Origin of the sequence: Pelomonas sp. Root1217, from assembly GCF_001425705.1 — a bacterium.
Taxonomy (GTDB): Bacteria; Pseudomonadota; Gammaproteobacteria; order Burkholderiales; family Burkholderiaceae_C; genus Pelomonas.
In genome coordinates, this window is record NZ_LMDC01000031.1 from 52,389 (window position 1) to 72,015 (window position 19,627).

Sequence of the window (19,627 nt, forward strand, 5' to 3'; positions counted from 1 at the left end):
GGTCAAGCCCTCACTTCTTGGCGGGCGCCTTGGTCGAGCCGCCTTCCTTCTCGCACGTGCCCTTGGCGACGTACTTCCATTCGTTCATGTCCTTGTCGGCCTTGGACTGGCCGGCGCAGGAGTGGCTGCCATTGGCGGTGGCGCAGTCGTTCTGGCCGGCCTTGGCGATGCCGTAGCACTTCTCCTTGGCGGTATCGGCGGCCTGGGCCTGGGCGACGATGCCCAGGGACAGGGCGGCGGCAAGAGCGGAGGACACGAGGGCTTGGTTCTTCATGAGACAGGTCTCCAAACGGTTGGGGGGTAAAAGGCGGCCGATCATCCGGCGGCAAGAACGAAGTCGCAAGACACTGCCAAGTCCTTACACTGCCGCCGCCATGACCGCTCCAACCGCCTCAGCGGACTACTGCCGCCAGATCGAAGCCCTGCGCCCGCCGCTGCTGAAGTACGCGCGCCTGCAGCTGCGCAACCCCGCCTGGGCCGAGGATGCCGTCTCTGAAACCCTGCTCGCGGCGCTGGAGAAGCCCCAGGCCTTCGCGGGCAACAGCCAGCTCAAGACCTGGCTGGTCGGCATCCTCAAGCACAAGCTCGTCGACCAGATCCGCAAGAACAGCCGCGAGCTGTCCACCACCTGCAGCAGCGAGGACGGCGAGGACCTGGACGATCTGCTGTTTGCCAGCGACGGCCACTGGCGCGAGACCCAGCACGACTGGGGCAACCCCGAGGATTCGCTGCGCCAGGTCGACTTCATGAGGGTGCTGGAGGCCTGCGTCGAGAAGCTGCCGGGCCAGCAGGGGCGCCTGTTCATGATGCGGGAGTGGCTGGAGCTGGAATCGGACGAGATCTGTAAGGAACTGGCGATCACGCCGACGAACTTGTGGGTCATGCTGCACCGGGCCCGGCTGAGACTGCGGGACTGCCTGCAGGCCGGCTGGTTCGGCGGCGCGACCGCTGGAGGGGCGACTTGATCAAGCTGAAGATCACCTGCCGGGAGGCCACGCAGATCACGCTCAAGGCGGAAGATCGCAGCATGCCGCTGACCGAGCGGCTGTCGCTGCGTCTGCACCACCGCATTTGCACCAACTGCCGGCGCTTTTATCGTCAGGTCGAGCTGATGCGCCAGGCCAGCGCGCGCTGGCGGCACTACACCGAGGACTGATCAGGCCACCGGTGCGCCCTCGTCGGGCAGGGCCGATGCCAGGGCTTCGTCGCCCTCCAGTGCAATCGCAATCGCCAGCTTGATGGCATCGATCTGAGCCGCCAGGCCCATGCTGGGCACTGTCGGCTGGGTGCGGGCCGCCTGCTCCGGCAGGGCCGGCACATGGATGAAGCCGCTCTTCACGCCAAGCCCGGCGAGCCGGTGCTGCAGTTCGAAAAACACCTGGTTGCAGACAAAGGCACCCGCCGTCAACGACAGCCCCGCCGGGTGACCGGCCGCGCGCAGCCCGTTGCGAATCGCCTTGGCGGGCAGCGTCGAGAAATAGGCCGGCGGCGCGTCCGCCCGCACCGGCACATCCTGCGGGCGCTCGCCGGCGTTGTCGGCGATGCGTGCATCGATGAGATTGACGGCCACGCGCTCAATGGAAATCTCGGCCCGGCCGCTGGCCAGGCCCAGTGCGATGACGAGTCCGGGCTTGTGCACGGACAGCGCTTCAGCCAAGGCTTTGGGAGCACCGCCAAAGGTCGTCGGCAGGCAACGTGCCTGCACCGTCGCGCCGGCAATGATCTGGCCATGCAGCGATCGGGCCACCTCCCAGGACGGATTGATGGCCTCGCCGCCAAAGGGCTCGAAACCCGTGAGCAGGATGTTCATGGCTCCATTGTGTCGTTTCATGTCGAAGCCGGGCGGCGCCGGCGGCCCGCCGGTCTACGGCGTCAGCATGGCGTTTTTCGGGGCCAGCGCAAGCGCCGCAGCCCTCCATAATCATCGGCACACCCGCTGCCCCAGCCCATGACCGACCCGTCACAGCCCCTGCCCTGGCCCCATGGCGATGCCGACTCACCCGCTGCGGCAGGCCCGGCCTCCGGTTTCCTCTGGCCCAGCCCGCCCTATGCCGCCTACCCCCAGCCGCAGGTCCAGCGCGGGCATGAGGCCTGCGAGATCCTGGGGCTGAACAACAGCCGCAGCACGGGCCAGCTGTTGCAGCTCGATGCCAGCGACCGCATCGTGCAGATCAATGTGCCGCCAGCGCGCAACAGCATGCCGCTGAAGTTCAGCCAGTTCCGCGCCATCAAGCTGCTGCGTACGCTGGAGGTGCCGCCGCGCGATGCCGGCGACTTGAACTCCCCGCTCAGCGTCGACCAGCGCCCGCGCACCGAGTTCCGCGTCGTCTTCACTGGCGGCGATGAGCTCAAGGGCGTGACCATCGGCCATCACCACGACAACCTGGGCCTGTTTCTCTTCCCGCCACTGGCCGAGGACGACGACTCCGTGCGCCGCGTCTTCGTGCCCCGCGAGGTACTGGCGAATTTCGAGATCGGCGAGCGCCTGGGCGACCTGCTGCTGAAGGACAAACTCGTCACGCCCGAGCAGCTCAACGCCGCCGCTGTCGAGCAGAACGACCTGCGCCAGCGCCGCGTCGGCGACATCCTCGTCAACCAGCAGATCGTCACGGCCGAGCAACTGCTGCAGGCCATCGAGCAGCAGGCGCGCATGCCCATGGTGCGCATCGGCGAGGCGCTGCTGGCGCTGGAGCTGGTCACGGCCGAGCAGCTCGAGGTGGCACTGGTTCAGCAGCGTGATGACCGTTCCGTGCCGCTGGGCGAGCTGCTGGTGCGCAAGGGCGTCATCAACCGCGCGCAGTTGCAGTCGGCACTGGCGCGCAAGATGGGCTATCCGGTCGTCGACGTCGAGAACTTCGCCATCGAGCCCGACGCCGTGCGCAAGCTGCCGCACGCAGTGGCCAAGCGCCTTGAGGTGCTGCCCCTGCTGCTGCGCGACGGCCGCCTGGTCGTGGCCATGGAAGACCCGACGCGGCGTGACGCCATCGAAGAGGTCGAATTCATCACCCAGCTCAAGGTCGTACCCACGCTGACCAAGCTCGGCACCCTGCAGTTCGCCATTCCGCTGGCTTTCGACCGCTATGGCGGCGAGGCCCTGCCGCGCGGCAGCGCCGTCGACCCCCTGCCCGACTTCCAGCCCGACTTCACGCTGGACAACTCCAACAAGCTCATCGAGAGCCTGGAGCGCGACAGCAGCGAGCGCAGCGCCAGGGAGGAGGAGTCGCCCATCGAGCAGAGCGACAACTCGCTCGTGCGCCTGATCAACTCGATGATCATCGAGGCGCACAACCAGGGCGTGTCCGACATCCACATCGAGACCTACCCGGGCAAGGAAAAGCTCAAGATCCGTTTCCGCCGCGACGGCGTGCTGCAGCCTTACCTGGAGCTGCCCCCTACCTACCGCAACGCGATGATCGCGCGCATCAAGATCATGTGCGACCTCGACATCTCCGAGCGCCGCAAGCCCCAGGACGGCAAGATCAATTTCGCCAAGTACTCGTCCCAGCACCGGCTGGAACTGCGAGTGGCGACCATCCCGACCAACAACGGCCTGGAAGACGTCGTCATGCGCCTGCTGGCCAGTAGCAGGCCCATGCCGCTGGACCGCATCGGCCTGTCACCCGCCAACCTCGCCGCCCTGCAAACCGCCGTCTCCCGTCCGTATGGCCTGGTGCTCTGCGTCGGCCCGACCGGCTCCGGCAAGACGACGACGCTGCATTCGGCGCTCAGCCACATCAACACCGCCGAGCGCAAGATCTGGACCGCAGAGGATCCCATCGAAATCACGCAGGCCGGCCTGCGCCAGGTGCAGGTGAACGCCAAGATCGACTGGACATTCGCCAAGGCCCTGCGCGCCTTCCTGCGCGCCGACCCGGACGTCATCATGGTCGGCGAAATCCGTGACCAGGAAACCGCCGAGATCGCCGTCGAGGCCTCGCTGACCGGCCACCTGGTGCTGTCCACCCTGCACACCAACAGCGCGCCCGAGACCATCACGCGGCTGCTGGACATGGGCATGGACCCCTTCAACTTCGCCGACTCGCTGCTCGCCGTGCTGGCCCAGCGGCTGGTACGGCGCAGCTGCCCCAGCTGCCGCACCAGCGAACCCATGCTGGAGACCGAGCTGCAGGAACTGCTGGACGACTATCTGCACGTCTTCCCCGCCGAGGGACGGCCCAGCAAGCTCGCGCTGATGTCCGACTGGATCAAGTCCTACGGCCAGGGCGGCCGGCTGATGAAACACCACAGCGCGGGCTGCACGGCCTGCGGCGGCAGTGGTTACAAGGGGCGAGCAGGCCTGCATGAGCTGCTGACTGTGTCCAAGGACATACGCCGCATGATCCAGACCGGGGCCCGCGCCGAGGAACTACATCACGCCGGCCTCGCCGAGGGCATGCGTTCGCTGCGCCAGGACGGCATCATCAAGGTCTTGCAGGGCATCACGACCCTCGCCGAGGTTCACGCGACCAGCAACGCCTAAGCCCATTCAATGCAATCACAGAGGCACGGAGACACAGAGATGAAGTCATGGGCTGCTTCTCCGTGCCTCTGTGCCTCAGTGGTTGCGTTTCTCTTCTGACCCGACATGGCCGAAACAATCGACACCGCTGCTGCTGCCGCCCCTCGCCCCAAACTGCGTCTCGGCGACGTCCTCGTCGAGCAGCAGCTGATCTCGGCCGAGCAGCTCGGCCAGGCGCTGGAACTGCAGCGGGCCACCGGCAAGAAGCTGGGTCGCATCCTCATCGAGGCCAACCTCATCACCGAGGAGGCCCTGGCCCATGTGCTGGCCCGCCAGCTGCGCGCGCCCTTCGTCAACCTCAAGACCTTCCCGCTCAAGACCGACCTGGTGCGCCTGCTGCCCGAGACGCCGGCGCGGCGCTTTCGCGCGCTGGTGCTGGAGGAGCGCGGGGACACCCTGCTGGTCGCCATGGCCGACCCGCTGGACCTGTTCGGTTTCGACGAGCTGGCCAAGATCCTGAAGCGCCGCCTGGCCATGGCCGTGGTGGCGGAAAGCCAGCTGCCGGCCGTCTTCGACAAGCATTACCGCCGCAGCGACGAGATCTCCGGCCTGGCCAAGGCGCTGGAGAAGGACATCGGTGACGCCGTCGACTTCGGCGCCCTGCAGGCCAGCGTCGGCCAGGAAGGCGCGCCGGTGGTGCGGCTGCTGCAGTCGGTGTTCGAGGACGCCACCCGCGCCGGCGCCTCCGACGTGCACATTGAGCCGCAGGAAGGCGAGCTGCTGATCCGCAACCGCGTCGACGGCCTGATGCAGACGCTCACGCAGGCCGACAAGCGCATCGCGCCGGCCCTCGCCCAGCGCCTGAAGCTGATGGCGGGCCTCGACATCTCCGAGAAGCGCCTGCCGCAGGACGGCCGCTTCACGCTGCGCCTCTCCGACCGCACGCTGGACGTGCGCCTGTCCACCATGCCCAGTCAGTACGGCGAATCCGTCGTCATGCGCCTGCTCGGCCAGGGCTCGGCCCTGCGCCGCCTGGGCGACATCGGCATGCCCGACGACATGCTCAAGCGCTTTCGCGAGCTGCTCGGGCGCGACTCCGGCATGCTGCTCGTCACCGGCCCGACCGGTTCCGGCAAGACCTCGACGCTCTATGCCGCGCTCGCCGAGCTGGACTCGGAGAAGCTCAAGATCATCACCGCCGAAGACCCCATCGAATACCGCCTACCGGGGCTGACCCAGGTGCAGGTCAACGACAAGATCGAACTGGACTTCGCCAAGGTGCTGCGCGCCGCGCTGCGCCAGGACCCCGACGTGATCCTGGTGGGCGAAATGCGCGACGCCGAAACTGCCGAGATCGGCCTGCGCGCCGCCATCACCGGCCACCTGCTGCTGTCCACGCTGCACACCAAGGACACGGTCTCCACGCCCTTTCGCCTGCTCGACATGGGCGCGCCGCCCTTCATGGTGGCCACCTCGTTGCAGGCCGTGCTGGCCCAGCGTCTGCTGCGGGGCGTGTGCAAGCATTGCGCCGAACCGCACCTGGCCACTCCGCAGGAACAGGCCTGGATCAACGAGGTGCTGACGATGAACGGCGAGGCGCCCGGCCCGGTGAAGAGCGTCGCCGGCCGCGGCTGCGCCGAATGCAACGGCACCGGCTACCAGGGCCGGCGCGGTATCTACGAGATGCTGGAGATGGACCCCGACATGGCCCTGGCCATCCAGAACAGCGATGCCGGCGCCTTCCTGACGGCCGCCCGCAAGTCGCTGCGCGGCAAGACGCTGGCCGACCGCAGCCTGGCGATGGTGCGCGAAAGCAAGACCTCACTGGCCGAGGCGGTGCGCATCAGCGTGGATGCTGAATGAGCAACTTTTCCTTCAAGGGCCGCAACGGCCGCGGTGAGCTGGTTGAGGGCATCGTCGATGCCATCAACAGCGACGCTGTGGCTGCCCAGCTGATGGCCGGCGGCGTCGTGCCCGTCAGCATCGAAGCCACTACAGAGGCCGTCAGCGTGGCCGGCGGCGGCAACTGGCTTGAGGCCCTGCTCGCCAAGCCCATCACGCAGGAGGATGCCCTGGTACTGACGCGCCAGATGTACACCCTGCAGAAGGCCGGCGTGCCCATCCTGCGCGCACTGGCCGGGTTGGAGGCGTCCACCAGCCATCCGGGCATCATTGCCCTGCTCCAGGACGTGCGCGCCAGCCTGGACCAGGGCCGCGAACTGGGCACCGCCTTTGCGCGCCATCCGGCCGTGTTCAGCAGCTTCTATGTGGCCATGACGCGCGTCGGTGAATTGACGGGCAAGCTGACCGAGGTCTTCCAGCGCCTGGCCGAGCACCTGGAGTTCGAGCTCGACATCCGTGCCCGCATCAAGCAGGCGCTGCGCTATCCCATCATGGTGATCGTCGCGATGGCCGTTGCGCTGATCGTCATCAACGTCTTCGTTCTACCGAAGTTCGCCGACGTCTTCTCTCACTTCAAGACCGAGCTGCCGCTGATGACGCGCATCCTGCTCGGCTTCTCGGGCTGGACGGTGAAGTGGTGGCCCCTGGTCGTGGCCGCCGGCATCGGCGCGGCCCTAGCCTGGCGCAACTGGATCGCAACGCCCGGTGGCCGCTACAGCTGGGACCGCTTCAAGCTGCGCCTGCCCATCGCCGGCAACATCGTGCTCAAGGCCACGCTGGCCCGCTTCGCGCGCAGCTTCGCGCTGGCCAGCAGCTCGGGCGTGCCCATCAGCCAGGCGCTGACAGTGGTCGCGCAGACCGTGGACAACGCCTACATCGGCGCCCGCATCGAGCAGATGCGCGACGGCGTCGAGCGCGGCGAAAGCATCTCGCGCTGCGCCACCGGCACCGGCGTCTTCACGCCCATCGTGCTGCAAATGATTGCGGTGGGTGAGGAGACGGGCGAGCTGGACACCCTGATGACCGAGATCGCGCAGATGTACGAGCGCGAGACCGATTTCGCCATCAAGGGTCTGTCCGCCGCCATCGAACCCATCCTGCTGAGCATCATCGGCGGCATGGTGCTGGTGCTGGCCCTGGGTGTCTTCCTGCCACTGTGGAACCTGGGACAGGCGGCCATGGGCCGCTGAAGCGACGGTCAGGGCGTGAAGCCTGCAACGGTTTGCAGGCCGATGTGGACCCGTCATAAAACTCGTGCGCTATTCACTTCTCATCGCTGGGTCGCTGCCCGATAGTCCCGCCACCCCCGGACCACAGCGCCCAGAGCGCAGGAGACACCCCATGAACAAGTCTGTGCAAGCTGGCTTCACCCTGATCGAACTGGTGATGGTCATCGTCATCCTCGGCGTGCTGTCGGCCGTCGCCCTGCCCAAGTTCGTCGCCGTCGATGACGACGCCAAGCAGGCGGCAGTCAACGGTTTTGCCGGCGCGCTGAGCTCGGCCTCCGCCATCAACTACGCCGGTCGCAAGGCCAACATCAACAACGGCGTGGCCGTGACCAAGTGCTCCGACGTCGTCGCGATGCTGCAGAGCCCGCTGCCCACCGGGTTCTCGGTCACGACGGACAGCACCGCTGCCGCCAACATCACCGTGAGCACCTGCGTGCTGACCGGTCACACGAACAAGACGGCCACCTTCACCGTCACCGGCATCCTCTGATTCCATGACGCACGCCCCGCGCGCCGACGCGGGTTTGACGCGCCGGCAAGCCGGCTTCCCGAACCGGAGTACCGGTTTAGCGAACCGCGGCGACTGCCGCGGTTTCACGCTGATCGAGCTCATCCTCGTCATCGTGATCACAGCCGCCCTGGCGGTGTTCGCCCTTCCCAAGGTGGTGGACACGACGCTGTGGCGGCTGCGTTCTTTTGGCGATGACTTCCAGGGCCGCCACCAGGCCATGCTCCGGCTGGCCCTGCAGCAGCGCCGCCCCATCGTCGAGACCATCAGCAGCACCGGCGTGAGCTGGGCCTATGGCAATGGCAGCGGCACCACCATCGCAACGCTGCCCTGCCCTGCGACCGAGAGCCCTTGCATCTCCTCCAGCGGCACAGTGACCTTCAACAGCGGCAACAGCGGTGCGACCACGACCAACACGGGTGGCGCGCTGACCGTCACGGTTGCCTCCAGCAACTACAGCCAGGCCTTCCGCATCGAGGCGGATACGGGCCTGATCTACGCGACTCCTTGAGGCTTGACCCATGAGGCGCTCGGCTAGCATCCCGCGCATGCCGGCCCTGCCCCGTCGGCCGCGCCAGTGCGGCCTGAGCCTGATCGAACTCCTGCTCTTCATCGTCGTTGTCAGCATCGCGCTGGCCGCACTGCTGAAGGTTTTCGTCACGGCCACGACGGCGAGCGCCGATCCCATGATCCGCCGCCAGCAGCTGGCCATCGCCGAGTCGCTGCTGCGCGAGGTGGAGCTGATGAACTTCACCTGGTGCGATCCCGACGACGCCAATGTCGCGACGGCCACGTCGGCCACGGTGTCGCCAACCGGGTGCGCAACGCTCGTCGAGAGTGGCGTTTCCGAGCCAGGCGAGACCCGCTACGGCACCACCCCGTTCGACAACGTCAACGATTACGCCGGCTTCTCGATGGTTGGTATTCGCGACGTGACCAACACCGCCATCGCGGGCCTCAGCGGCTACAGCGCCTCGATCGCCGTCACCTCGGCCGCCCTGGATAACGTCGTGGCTGGCGAGGCGTTGAAGATCACCGTCACCGTCACTGCGCCCGACAGCAGCACGCTGACCTTGCAAGGCTGGCGCACCCGCTTTGCCCCGAATGATGCGAACTGAACGCACTCGTTCGCGCCAGCGAGGCTTCACGCTGATCGAGGCGGTGATGACCATCGTCCTCACCGGTATCGTCATCACCATTGTCTCGGTCTTCATCGTGCCGGCGACGGATGCCTACTTCGCCAGCAACGACCGCGCCCAGCTCGGCGAACAGGCCGACACCGCGCTGCGCCGCATCTCACGCGACCTGTCCGGCGCCCTGCCCAACAGCGTGCGCGTGAAGGGCAACAGCCTGGAGCTCATCCCCGTCAGCGGAGCGGCGCGTTACGCCACCGCCGGCGCCGCTGCCTTGCAGTTCGGCGTCGCGCCCATCTCCAACTTCTCCATCGTCGGGCCGCCGCTCGCGATCAGCCATGCCAGCCAGAAGCTGGCCTGGTACAACCTCGGCGCCGACACGCCGGACGCCGACGCCTACGCCGGCGACAACGTGCGCGTCTCCGGCAACGCCGCGGGCAATGCCGTCAACATCGGCGTCGCAGGTGCAGCGCTGTCCAATGCGCTGCAGTCGCCGCCGTATCGCGTCTATGCCATCGAGCCACCCGTCAGCTACACCTGCAATATCGCCGCCGGCACCCTCACCCGCTACAGCGGCTATGCCGCGACAGCCAGCCAGGCCGACCCGCCGGCAGGCACCGCCGCCGTGCTGGCCCGCAACGTCACCGCCTGCAGCTTCAGCTACAGCACCGGCGCGGCGACGGCCCGCTACGCCCTCGCCTCGCTGCAAATCTCGCTGACCCGCTACGGCGAGACGGTGTCCCTGTACCACACCGTCCACGTGGACAACCTGCCATGAGAACGCAGCGCGGCTTCACGATGATGTCCATGCTCTTCATCCTCGTGGTGCTGGCCGCGCTGGGCGTGGCGCTGGCCTCGCTGAGCCAGCGTCAGCAGCTGGGCTCGGCCGGCGAACTGGCCTCAACCAAGGCCTACCAGGCCGCCCTGGCCGGGCTGGATTGGGGTAGCTACCAGGTCCTGCGCGGCGCCGCCCAGCCGGCCTGCTTCGCCACCAAGAGCATCGCCTTGCCCGACCAGCTGTCCGACTTCACCGTCACCGTCAGCTGCGCGCGCAATCCGGCCGCCGGCACGGTGGTCGACGGCGAGCAGCAGCTGGCCTTCTACGTCGTGCAGGCCACCGCCTGCAACATCGCGAGCGGCGGCGCCTGCCCCAACGGCAGTACCACCGAACCCACCTATGCCGAGCGCCAGCTCAGCCGTACCTTGTCGTACAAGACATGCACACCGCCCGCTGTCTCCTGCTGATCGCCCTGGCCCTGCTGTGCGGCTTTGCGCAGGCCGCGTCCAGCTACACCTTTCGCAGCGACAGCTATGCGTGGGAGACGGCCGCCAACACCCTCGCTTGGGACCGCAGCTGTACCAGCTACCCAGGCGACGACGACAAGGCCACCATCACCTTCACCGGCGGCTTCAAGTTCACCTTCGCCGGCACGGCCTACACCGCGGTGCGCGTGCTGACCAATGGCGGCCTGCAGTTCGGCACCGACACCGGGTTCTTTCGCACCTACACCAACACCGCCTTGCCGGCCAGCACGGCCGACACGCAGAGTGGCTGCGCTGCGGCGGCCACGACCAACGTCATCCTGGCCTACTGGACCGACCTCGACCCCAGCCGCGCCGGCAGCGGCGGCGTGACCTGGGAACAGAAGGGCACGGCGCCCAACCGTTATGTCGTCGTGTCCTGGAACGGTGTCTATCAGTACAACACCAGCACGCCCTACACCTTCCAGATCATCCTGTTTGAGAACGGCGAGTTCAAGTACCAGTACGGCAACGCCAATGCGAGCGGCTCCAACGCCACCATCGGCGTGCAGGTCAGCAGCAGCGACACCACCCAGTACTCCTACAACAGCGGCTACAACGCCAACGGCAGCGCCATCCGCTGGTTCGTGCCCAACGGCACGCCGACGCGCCGCGCCGAGTACCGCTTCGACGAATGGAACTACAGCGGCCGCGTCGGCGAGGTCGCGGACAGCAGCGGCAACAGCAACAACGGGGTGCGCGTCGGCAACGCGGCCACATCGGCCACGGCCAAAGTCTGCCGCTCGCTCAGCATCCCGACCGACACGACGAGCGCCAGCCACGCAGTGGACACGCTGCTCGACGTCAACTCCGGCATCGGCGACAAGGGCGCCGTGACCTTCTGGTACGACGCCAGCACGGCCTGGAACAACTCGGCGGCCATGCTGCTGGACGCGACGACGTCGACGAGCAAGCCCTTTTTCCTCGTGCGCCAAAGCGACGGCTCCCTGCGCCTGACCATCACCGACAGCAACGGGCTCGTGGTGTCGACTGCCACGCCGGTGCAGTCCGTCGCCGCGAGCACGTGGAAGCACATCGGCGTCACCTGGAACCTGGCTGCCGGCACCAACCAGAGCACGCTGCGCATCTATCTCAACGGCGTTCAGATCGGCGCCACGACGGCGACGACCAGCGGCAGCCTGGACAACAGCATCGGCACCCTCTTTGTCGGCGACAACCGCAGCAGCACTGCGCCCACCAATGGCACGCTGAGGTCGGCCAACGGCCTCATCGACGAAATGCGGGTCTACAACTATGAGATCAGCGCGCTGGAGCTGACCGCTGACATGGCGGCGATCTCGCGCGTCTGCCTGCCGCCGCTGGACCACTACGAACTGTCGCTGCCGAAGAACAGCCTGACCTGCCTGCCCACCACCGTGACCGTCAAGGCCTGCTCCACGAATGCCAGTTCCTGCAGCGTCGAAACGTCGATCAACGGCACCGCAGTGCTGACAACATCGGCAGGCACGCTGAGCCCCGGCACCGTCACCTTCAACAACGGCTTGGCGACTGCCACGTTGAGCCTGGCCGGCGGTGCCGATGACACCGACGTCACCGTCACGCTGGGTTCCGAATCGACCACCGCCTCCACCCTACGGCGCTGTTGCCCGGACGGCGTCAGCTGCGCGGCGGCCAACAGCTGCACGACCAATTTCAAGCGTGCCGGCTTTATCGTCTCAGACGCCGTCAGCGGCGCGGAGAAAGCGTTGCCAGCCCACACGGCCGGCACGCAGACCGGTGCCTTCTACTACCTGCGTGCCGTCAAGAGCGGCACCAGCACGCAAGCCTGCGAGGCCGCCCTGACGGGCAGCAACAACGTCAACTGGGCCTACCAGTGCAGCGACCCCACCACTTGCAGCGGCAGCAATCTGATGACCATCGCCAGCTTCACGCCTGGCACGTTCGCCGCCAAGGCCAGCACGGTGATCCAGCGCAACAACAACGGCGCCACGCTGAGCTACACGCCGGTGGCCATGGCCTTCGACAACAACGGCAACGCGCCCTTCAAGCTCACATTCGCCGACGTCGGCAAGACGTTGCTGCATTTCAACTTCACAGCCAGCGTTGGCAGCGGCAGCGACCTGATCAACGGCAGCAGCCAGGCCTTCGTCACCAAACCGGCCGGCTTTTCCGTTACGCAAATCACGACGCCTGCCGGCGTCGCGAACAATGGTTCCGCGGCATCACCGGGCATCTTCGTCAGAGCAGGCACGCCCTTCAGTGCGCGCATCACGGCCCTAACTTCCAATCTCGTGGCCACGCCCAACTTCGGCAAGGAGGCAGTGCCGGCGGGCGTACTGCTGACCCCCACGCTCGTTGCGCCGGCCGGCGGCTTCCTGGGCACTCTCGACAACAACACCGTGGCCGGCACGTCCTTCACGAACGGGGTCGCCAACGTCACCAACCTCGATTACCGTGAGGTCGGCCTGATGTCACTCAAGGGAACGGTGGCGGGTGGCGACTACCTTGGCGCTGGCGACGCGACCGCTAGTGCAGCCAGCGAAACGATCGGCCGTTTCATCCCAGCGGGCTTCACCGTGACGCCCGGTGTCATCACCCACCGCGCCACGCTGGCGTGTGCGCCAGCGTCCGCCTTCACCTATCTGAACGAAAACTTCAGCCTCGGTTTCACGCTCAGCGCCGTCAATGCACAAGGCGGTTTGACGCGCAATTACGCCGGCAACATTTATAGCAAGCTCGATATCGCGGCCACCAATTTCAATCTCGCTGGCGTCGACACGACAGGAGGTGTCACGACGCGCTTTCCGGCCGGGCGGCTGACCGTTGCGGCCGTCGCCGGCGCTTGGCCGGCCGTGGGCGATCCAGCCGCCGGAGCCGCCGTCGTGACCTTGACCGCCGCAGCCCTGCGCTCGGCCGCACCCGACGGACCTTTCGACAACACAAAGTTCGGCATCGCGCCCACCGACCTGGACGGTGTCGGCATGGCCGCCTTCGACCTTGACACCGACGCGGTGGCGGGCAATGACCGTGCCTCGGTGCTCTTGCCCGTGGTCGGGCAAATCCCCCTGCGCTATGGCCGCCTGCGCCTACAAAATGCGCTCAGCGCCGCCAACCGCACGCTGAAACTGCCGCTGACCGCCCAATCCTGGAACGGCACGGCCTTCGTGACCAACGCCTTGGATTCCTGCACCCGCATCACCGCCGCCAACCTGAGCTTCGGCAACTTCCGCAAGACCCTCACCGCTCAGGATGCGGTCATGTACCCCAACGTCCCCAACACCGCTGTCGTCGTCAACCCGCTGCAACCAACTTACATCACACTGGCCGCCCCGGGCGGTGGCCGCCTGGGCAGCATGGACGTGGCTGTGGCCCTGGGCTCCACGCCCACCGACGCGTCCTGCCTGAAGACGGGTGGCGGCTGGGTCGCCGCCGCGGTGCCCGCCACCACCGGCGCCAACCTCGCATCGCTGCGCGGCGCCTGGTGCGGTGCGGCCGCCACCAGCGACCCCAGCGCCCGCGCCACCTGGGGCCTGTACCGCGGCAGCGACGGCGTCGTCTACCAGCGGGAGAACTATTGATGCGCTGGCCTTGGTCCACCCGCCGCAACGGCCAGCGCCTGCTGCTGCGCCGCGTTGGCGAACAGCATGCCTTCGTGCTCACCGACGGCCCGCCCGGACATGACCAGGACCAGCCGGCCCGGCTGCTGCGCTGGGGCCTGATGAGCGAGGCAAAACCCGTCACCTCAGGCGACGCCATCGCGCTGCTGGACCCGGCCGACTACCAGATCCTCAAGGTGGATACCCCCAATGTGCCACCGGAGGAGCTGAAGGCCGCGGCGCGCTGGCAGATCAAGGAGATGGTGGACGTCGACGTCGCCGAACTGACGCTGGATGTCATGCACGTCGGCGGCGACGTGGAGCGCGCGCAGCGCCAGCTCTTTGTCGTTGCAGCCCGCAACAGCGCCATCAAGGCGCTGACGAACGGTGCTGCGGCCATCAGCGGCAACATCACCATCGTCGACGTCTGGGAGACGGCCCTGCGCAACCTGCTCGCCGCCCAGGCCCGTGCCGACGATCTGGCCGCGCGCGCCTGCGCCGCTGTCCATATCGACGAACGCCACTGCCTGCTGGTCGTCAGCGCCGGCGACGAGCTCTTCTACACGCGCCGCCTCGAAGGCGACCCTGGCCTGCTGGCCCGTGCGCGTGGCGAGCAGGCCGATGCCGGCGCCGCCGAACTGCCGCTGGGCTTCGAATACCAGCCTGGCGGCACCTTCGATGCCAGCACCACGCAGGAGTCACCCCTGGTCGTCGAGCTGCAACGCTCCATCGACGTCTGGGAGCGCAGTTGGCCTGAGTTGCCGCTGGCGCGGCTGTACGTCATCACGGCCGAGCATGGCGCGGAGGTCGCGACGCTGATCCAGCGGGAACTTGGTCAGCGCACGGTAGCCCTGAATCCGCTGGCCGCCTTCGCGCCTGATGCCCCGCTCCCCGAGGGCGACTCAGCAGAGGCCCTGGGCGCCTGCCTGCCGCTGCTGGGCGCCGCCCTGCGCACGGAGACAAGAAAGCTCTGATGGCCCAGCAAATCAACCTGCTCACGCCCATCCTGCTGGCACCCAAGCGCTATTTCTCGGCGCTGACACTGGTTCAGGCCACGGGCCTGCTGTGCCTGGCGGGTCTGGCCGCGGCGCTGTGGCTGCAACAGCGTGACCGCAGCGCCGAAGCCCAGCATCAGGCCGTCCTCGCGCAATACGCGACGGAGCGCCAGCAACTGACGGTGGCCCGCGCCAACCTGCCCGCGCCACTGGATGCCGCCACGGTGCAGCAGCAACTGCTGCCGCTGGCGGCCGGCAACGCTGACCGCCGTGCCCTACTGCAGGTACTGGGCGCCGACGCAGCCGGGCAGCGCCATTCCGACCTTCTCGCACTGATCGCGCGCACCTTGCCCGAACCGGCCTGGCTCAGCGAGCTGCGCTACGCGCCGGGCCGGGTCGAGCTCGTCGGCGGCACACTGGACACCGCCATGCTGAGGCCCTGGCTGGCCAGGCTCGCGGTCCATCCGCTCTTGGCCGGTCAACAGCTGTCGGCCCTGCGCGTCGAGCGCCTGGGAGCACCTGGCACCGAGACGGGCGGCAACCCGCTGCTGTCGCGTGACAGCCCGCTCGTCAGCACCGGCCTGCCGGTCTGGGCCTTTCGCGTGGTCAGCGCGCCAGCCCATGCGGCCAGCGCCGCAACCGGAGGCGCACGATGAAGGCGCAGACGACGATCGATCTCGCGCTGCTGCGGCGCCGCCTCGCGCCCTTGCTGCAGCGCTGGGAACGCCAGGCCAAGCGCATTGATGCGCTCAGCCTGCGTGAGCGCGCCATCCTGTTCCTCAGCATCGTGGCCGTACTGGCCCTGCTGTTCGACTCCTTCGTGCTCGCGCCGCAGTCCGCCCGCGCCAAGCTGCGCAGCAACGCTCAGGCGCAGCAGGCCGCCGAGATCAGCAAGCTGCGCGAGCAGTTCATCAGCGCCAGCGGCAGCGGCGGCACGCCGGCCGAGCAATTGCAAGTCCAGCTCGAAAGCGCCCGCAACGAGCGCCAGCGCCTGGACAGCGAATTGCGCCAGGCCAGCGCCGTCAACCCCGCCGAAGGGCTGTCGGCCCTGCTGCAGCGTGTGCTGGCCCAGCAGCCCGGTCTGGTACTGGAACGACTGACGCTGCTGGACGACACGCCCGTCAGCCTGCCGTCGGCATCGGCATCGGCATCGGCAGCTGGCAACGCCGCGCTGCCGAGCATGCCGGGGATGAGCTGGCAGGGTGTCGAGCTGCAGTTGCAAGGCAGCTACCGCGACACCCAGCGCTATGTTCAGGCTCTGGAACGTGAACTGCCGGCGTTGCGCTGGGGCGAAATGCGCCTGAGCAGCAGCGGCCCGAACGAGGTGCCGCGCTTGCTGGCCCGGATCTATCTGCTGAAGGTGCAGCCATGAGAGCGGCATTCATCGCCCTGCTGTTCGCTGCGCCGCTGGCCCAGGCCGCCGACGAACCCACGCGCGACCCTACGGCCTGGCCACCCGCGCTGCGCAGCGCCATGGCGGCCTCGGCCGCACCAGCCGCGTCTGGCATCGAGCCGGCCGACAACGCCATCCGCCAGGTCGTCTTTGCGGGAGGCCGTGCCTATGTCGTACAGCGCGGCCGCCGCTATGGCGTGGGCGAACAGATCGAAGGCGCACGCATCGAGCGCATCACCGAACAGGCCGTCTGGCTGCGTGAGGCCGGCCAGGTCCGGCGCGAGCCGCTGTACGGCGGCGTCGAGAAGCGCCCGCCCCCGCAGGCGGCCATGGCGGCGTCCGGCGTCAAGAAATCCAAGGAGAAGCCATGAAGGCCCCCGTCCATCGATTCCTGCTGGCCAGCTCAGCCGCCGCGCTGCTGGCAGCAGGAATGTCAGGTTGTGCCGACAAGCCGTTGCGCGTCGCCCAGCCCAGCCAGGCCCTGCGCGAGGAATTGCAGGCCCAGCGCGCCGCCCCCGCTGCCTCTGGCGTGCCCGCACCGGTCGTGGTGGCGACGCCCGTACCGCCGCCCGCCCCCGCGCTGCCGCCCGAGCCGCGCTTCGACCTCATCGTCAATGGCGCGCCGGCCCGCGATGTCTTCCTGTCCCTGGTCAGCGACACGCGCTACAGCATGCTCGTGCATCCCAGCGTGTCGGGCCAGCTGTCGGTCACGCTCAAGGGCGTCACGGTGCGCGAATCGCTGGACGCCATCCGCGACGTCTACGGCTTCGACTATTCCATTGACGGCCGCCGCATCACCGTCTTTCCGCCCACGCTGCAGACCCGCGTCTTCACGATCAACGCCCTGGCCCACCAGCGCAGCGGCCGCAGCGAGGTTCGCGTCAGCTCGGGCGCCGCGCCGGCCAGCAGCCAGAACGGCGCCACCGGTGCAAGCGGCAACACCGGCAGCGCCACCGGCGGCAGCACGACCACGGTGCAGCAGCAGGAGAGCAGCCAGCTCAGCACCAAGGTCTCAAGCGACTTCTGGGGCGAGACCAACAGCGCGCTGAAGGCCCTGGTCGGCAGCGGCGAGGGCCGCGCCGTCATCACCAGCCCGCAGACCGGCACGGTCGCCGTGCGCGCCATGCCGGAAGAGCTGCGCCACGTCGAGGCCTGGCTGAAGGCGACTCGCATTGCCGTCGAACGCCAGGTCATGCTGGAGGCCAAGATCGTCGAGGTCGAGCTGCGCGAGGGCTACCAGAGTGGCATCGACTGGTCGCGCATCGGCGACCGCGGCGCCATCGGCCAGACCAGCGTCAACCCTTCCATCCCGAGCGGCGTCAGCAGCATCATCAACCCGCTGGTCAGCAACACGCGCGGGCTGCCCACCCTGTCCAGCGGCACGCAAAGCCCGGCCTGGCCCGACCTCATCCCCCTGCCCTCGGCTGGCGGCGGCACCCTCGGCCTGGCGCTGGCGCGCGGCGGCTTCCAGGCGCTGCTGGCCTTCGTCGAAAGCCATGGCGACACGCAGATCCTGTCCAGCCCGCGCATCGCGACGCTGAACAACCAGAAGGCCGTTCTGAAGGTCGGCACCGACGACTACTTCATCACCGGCATCAGCGGCAGCAACAGCGGCACCAATACCGGCACCAACGGCACGAACGGCACCACCAACCAGATCCCGACGCTGACGCTGACGCCCTTCTTCAGCGGCATCGCGCTGGACGTGACGCCGCAGATCGACGCGGCCGACATGATCACCCTGCACATCCACCCCTCGGTCTCCAACGTGACCGAGAAGATCAAGCAGGTCGACCTCGGCTCGGTCGGCAACTTCCGCCTGCCGCTGGCCAGCGCCAGCGTCAACGAGAGCGACACCGTCGTGCGCATCCCGGACGGGCACATCGTTGCCATCGGCGGCCTGATGCAGATGGAAGCCACTCGCCGCGGCTCCGGCGTGCCGGGTGCCGACAGCAACCCGCTGACGTCCATGCTGTTCGGCAACCGCGCCAACAACGGCCGCAAGCGGGAACTCGTCGTCCTCATCAAGCCCAGCATCATCCGCAGCGCCGAGGACTGGGAGCAGCACAACCGGCTCGTCAGCGAGTCGCTGGACGACACCGAAGGCCGTACGCGCCGGGTGATCCGGGTGGACGGGACGGCGGCGGCGCCGCAGAAGTAAGCGGTAGCTGGAAAAGTGGCGGGGTCCGCATCCGTCCCCATTCGTACGGCTTGGACGGTCGCAGCCGTCGCACTGGCGCTAGTAGCAGGCAGCTGGCTGCTGAGCCGATCGGCCGAGGCGCCCACCGCACTGCCGCCGCCCCTGCCAGCCCCGCCCTCGGCAACGCTCCAGGGACCGTTGCTACGGCCGGTCATTGACGCGAAGGCCGATGCCGCTACCCAGCCGGCGAGCGCGGTCATGCCGGCTGCGCTTCCCCCGCCCCTGCGCACGCCGGCCTCATCGACACCCGATGAACTGCGCACGGTGCAGCTTGCGCTGGAAGAGGGCGCGACGCCGGCGCAGGCGCGCAGGGCAGCCGAAGTGCTCGAGCGATGCGAGCATGCGACCCAGGCCATCGAATTCGCGTACAGCGTGCGCGACCAGGGCGGCCCGCTGCGGCAGGTGTTCGAGAAGAGCCCGGGCTCCAACATGGACCAATGGATCAAGGAGAAGCAGGACTTGCAGCGACGCTGCCAGTTCCTCGACACGGCCACCCTGGCGCGCAGGGGCGAGTTTCTCAAGCGAGCCTACGAGGGAGAGCTCCCTGGCATGGCGCTGGCGTACCTGCTGTGGCTCAACGCCCATGCCAACCAGGCCGTCGCCGCACCGGAACTGCTCGGCAAGCTGCAGCGCGAGGTGCGGCAGACCGCCGAGGACGGCGACCTGGAGGCGTTGTCGACCTACATCCATTCATTCGGCGCGCTGGGCGAGACGGCGATGCAGCGGCAGGCCTACAAGGAAGCGTGGCTGCGCATCCTGACTGAGATGTCCGGCCCGGCGGCGACCAAGGAAAGCCGCGACTCGATGGAGAACGTCGAGAGGATGATGCGCCAGGGTCGCTGGGCGCCGCCGGTGCTGAGCGTCGACGAACAGCGAGAGGTCGATGCGCTGACGGAGCGTGTGGTTGAAGCCTGGCGCAAGCGCCACTAGGAGGCTCGAGCCGGGGTGC

At 67.8% G+C, this 19,627-nt stretch carries 19 protein-coding genes; 17 read left to right on the plus strand and 2 right to left on the minus strand.

Features of this window, described 5'->3' with window-relative positions; all coding sequences use genetic code 11:
* Positions 1–10: 10 nt before the first annotated feature.
* Complete coding sequence (locus ASC95_RS28885; protein WP_057301159.1) at positions 11–274, minus strand: DUF2282 domain-containing protein; 264 nt, start codon at positions 272–274, stop codon at positions 11–13.
* A 100-nt stretch (positions 275–374) separates the two neighbouring features.
* Here ASC95_RS28885 and ASC95_RS28890 point away from each other — a divergent pair, with 100 nt between their 5' ends.
* Both ASC95_RS28890 and ASC95_RS28895 read left to right on the plus strand, forming a co-directional pair.
* Complete coding sequence (locus ASC95_RS28890; protein ID WP_057301160.1) at positions 375–965, plus strand: sigma-70 family RNA polymerase sigma factor; 591 nt, start codon at positions 375–377, stop codon at positions 963–965.
* Positions 962–1,156 carry a hypothetical protein gene (locus ASC95_RS28895; protein WP_082532926.1) on the plus strand — a complete coding sequence of 65 codons (195 nt, stop codon included), beginning with the start codon at positions 962–964 and terminating at the stop codon, positions 1,154–1,156. The genes ASC95_RS28890 and ASC95_RS28895 overlap by 4 nt, the downstream gene beginning before the upstream one ends.
* On the opposite strand, the gene pcp is transcribed toward ASC95_RS28895, so the two are convergent.
* A complete protein-coding gene (gene pcp / locus ASC95_RS28900; RefSeq protein WP_057301161.1) occupies positions 1,157–1,810 on the minus strand; it encodes a pyroglutamyl-peptidase I in 654 nt (217 codons plus the stop codon).
* Positions 1,811–1,948: 138 nt separating this feature from the next.
* Here pcp and ASC95_RS28905 point away from each other — a divergent pair, with 138 nt between their 5' ends.
* The 15 genes from ASC95_RS28905 (at position 1,949) to ASC95_RS28975 (ending at position 19,608) form a co-directional block, all read left to right on the plus strand.
* A complete protein-coding gene (locus ASC95_RS28905; RefSeq protein ID WP_082568214.1) occupies positions 1,949–4,480 on the plus strand; it encodes a GspE/PulE family protein in 2,532 nt (843 codons plus the stop codon).
* 105 nt (positions 4,481–4,585) lie between these two features.
* Entirely contained in the window at positions 4,586–6,322 is a 1,737-nt protein-coding gene (locus tag ASC95_RS28910) for a GspE/PulE family protein (protein ID WP_057301162.1), read from the plus strand.
* Positions 6,319–7,551: a type II secretion system F family protein gene (locus tag ASC95_RS28915; RefSeq protein ID WP_057301163.1), complete on the plus strand. Its 1,233-nt coding sequence runs from the start codon at positions 6,319–6,321 to the stop codon at positions 7,549–7,551. Before ASC95_RS28910 ends, ASC95_RS28915 begins: the two co-directional genes overlap by 4 nt.
* A gap of 151 nt (positions 7,552–7,702) precedes the next feature.
* Entirely contained in the window at positions 7,703–8,080 is a 378-nt protein-coding gene (locus ASC95_RS28920; protein ID WP_057301164.1) for a type II secretion system protein, read from the plus strand.
* Between the two features lie 4 nt (positions 8,081–8,084).
* Positions 8,085–8,609, plus strand: a complete 525-nt coding sequence (locus ASC95_RS28925; protein ID WP_057301165.1) for a type II secretion system protein — start codon at positions 8,085–8,087, stop codon at positions 8,607–8,609.
* Positions 8,610–8,646: 37 nt separating this feature from the next.
* Complete coding sequence (locus ASC95_RS28930) at positions 8,647–9,216, plus strand: prepilin-type N-terminal cleavage/methylation domain-containing protein (RefSeq protein WP_057301166.1); 570 nt, start codon at positions 8,647–8,649, stop codon at positions 9,214–9,216.
* Entirely contained in the window at positions 9,206–10,009 is an 804-nt protein-coding gene (locus tag ASC95_RS28935; RefSeq protein ID WP_162250879.1) for a type II secretion system protein, read from the plus strand. Before ASC95_RS28930 ends, ASC95_RS28935 begins: the two co-directional genes overlap by 11 nt.
* Positions 10,006–10,476: a hypothetical protein gene (locus ASC95_RS28940; RefSeq protein WP_057301168.1), complete on the plus strand. Its 471-nt coding sequence runs from the start codon at positions 10,006–10,008 to the stop codon at positions 10,474–10,476. Before ASC95_RS28935 ends, ASC95_RS28940 begins: the two co-directional genes overlap by 4 nt.
* Positions 10,449–14,072, plus strand: a complete 3,624-nt coding sequence (locus tag ASC95_RS28945) for a DUF6701 domain-containing protein (protein WP_057301169.1) — start codon at positions 10,449–10,451, stop codon at positions 14,070–14,072. The genes ASC95_RS28940 and ASC95_RS28945 overlap by 28 nt, the downstream gene beginning before the upstream one ends.
* Positions 14,072–15,064, plus strand: a complete 993-nt coding sequence (locus ASC95_RS28950) for a hypothetical protein (RefSeq protein ID WP_057301170.1) — start codon at positions 14,072–14,074, stop codon at positions 15,062–15,064. Before ASC95_RS28945 ends, ASC95_RS28950 begins: the two co-directional genes overlap by 1 nt.
* Positions 15,064–15,741: a hypothetical protein gene (locus ASC95_RS28955; RefSeq protein WP_057301171.1), complete on the plus strand. Its 678-nt coding sequence runs from the start codon at positions 15,064–15,066 to the stop codon at positions 15,739–15,741. Before ASC95_RS28950 ends, ASC95_RS28955 begins: the two co-directional genes overlap by 1 nt.
* Complete coding sequence (locus tag ASC95_RS28960) at positions 15,738–16,457, plus strand: hypothetical protein (protein WP_057301172.1); 720 nt, start codon at positions 15,738–15,740, stop codon at positions 16,455–16,457. The genes ASC95_RS28955 and ASC95_RS28960 overlap by 4 nt, the downstream gene beginning before the upstream one ends.
* Complete coding sequence (locus ASC95_RS28965; protein WP_057301173.1) at positions 16,454–16,849, plus strand: hypothetical protein; 396 nt, start codon at positions 16,454–16,456, stop codon at positions 16,847–16,849. The genes ASC95_RS28960 and ASC95_RS28965 overlap by 4 nt, the downstream gene beginning before the upstream one ends.
* Positions 16,846–18,639 carry a pilus (MSHA type) biogenesis protein MshL gene (locus ASC95_RS28970; protein WP_057301174.1) on the plus strand — a complete coding sequence of 598 codons (1,794 nt, stop codon included), beginning with the start codon at positions 16,846–16,848 and terminating at the stop codon, positions 18,637–18,639. Before ASC95_RS28965 ends, ASC95_RS28970 begins: the two co-directional genes overlap by 4 nt.
* Positions 18,640–18,876: 237 nt before the next feature.
* Complete coding sequence (locus tag ASC95_RS28975; protein ID WP_157256566.1) at positions 18,877–19,608, plus strand: hypothetical protein; 732 nt, start codon at positions 18,877–18,879, stop codon at positions 19,606–19,608.
* Positions 19,609–19,627: the final 19 nt, after the last annotated feature.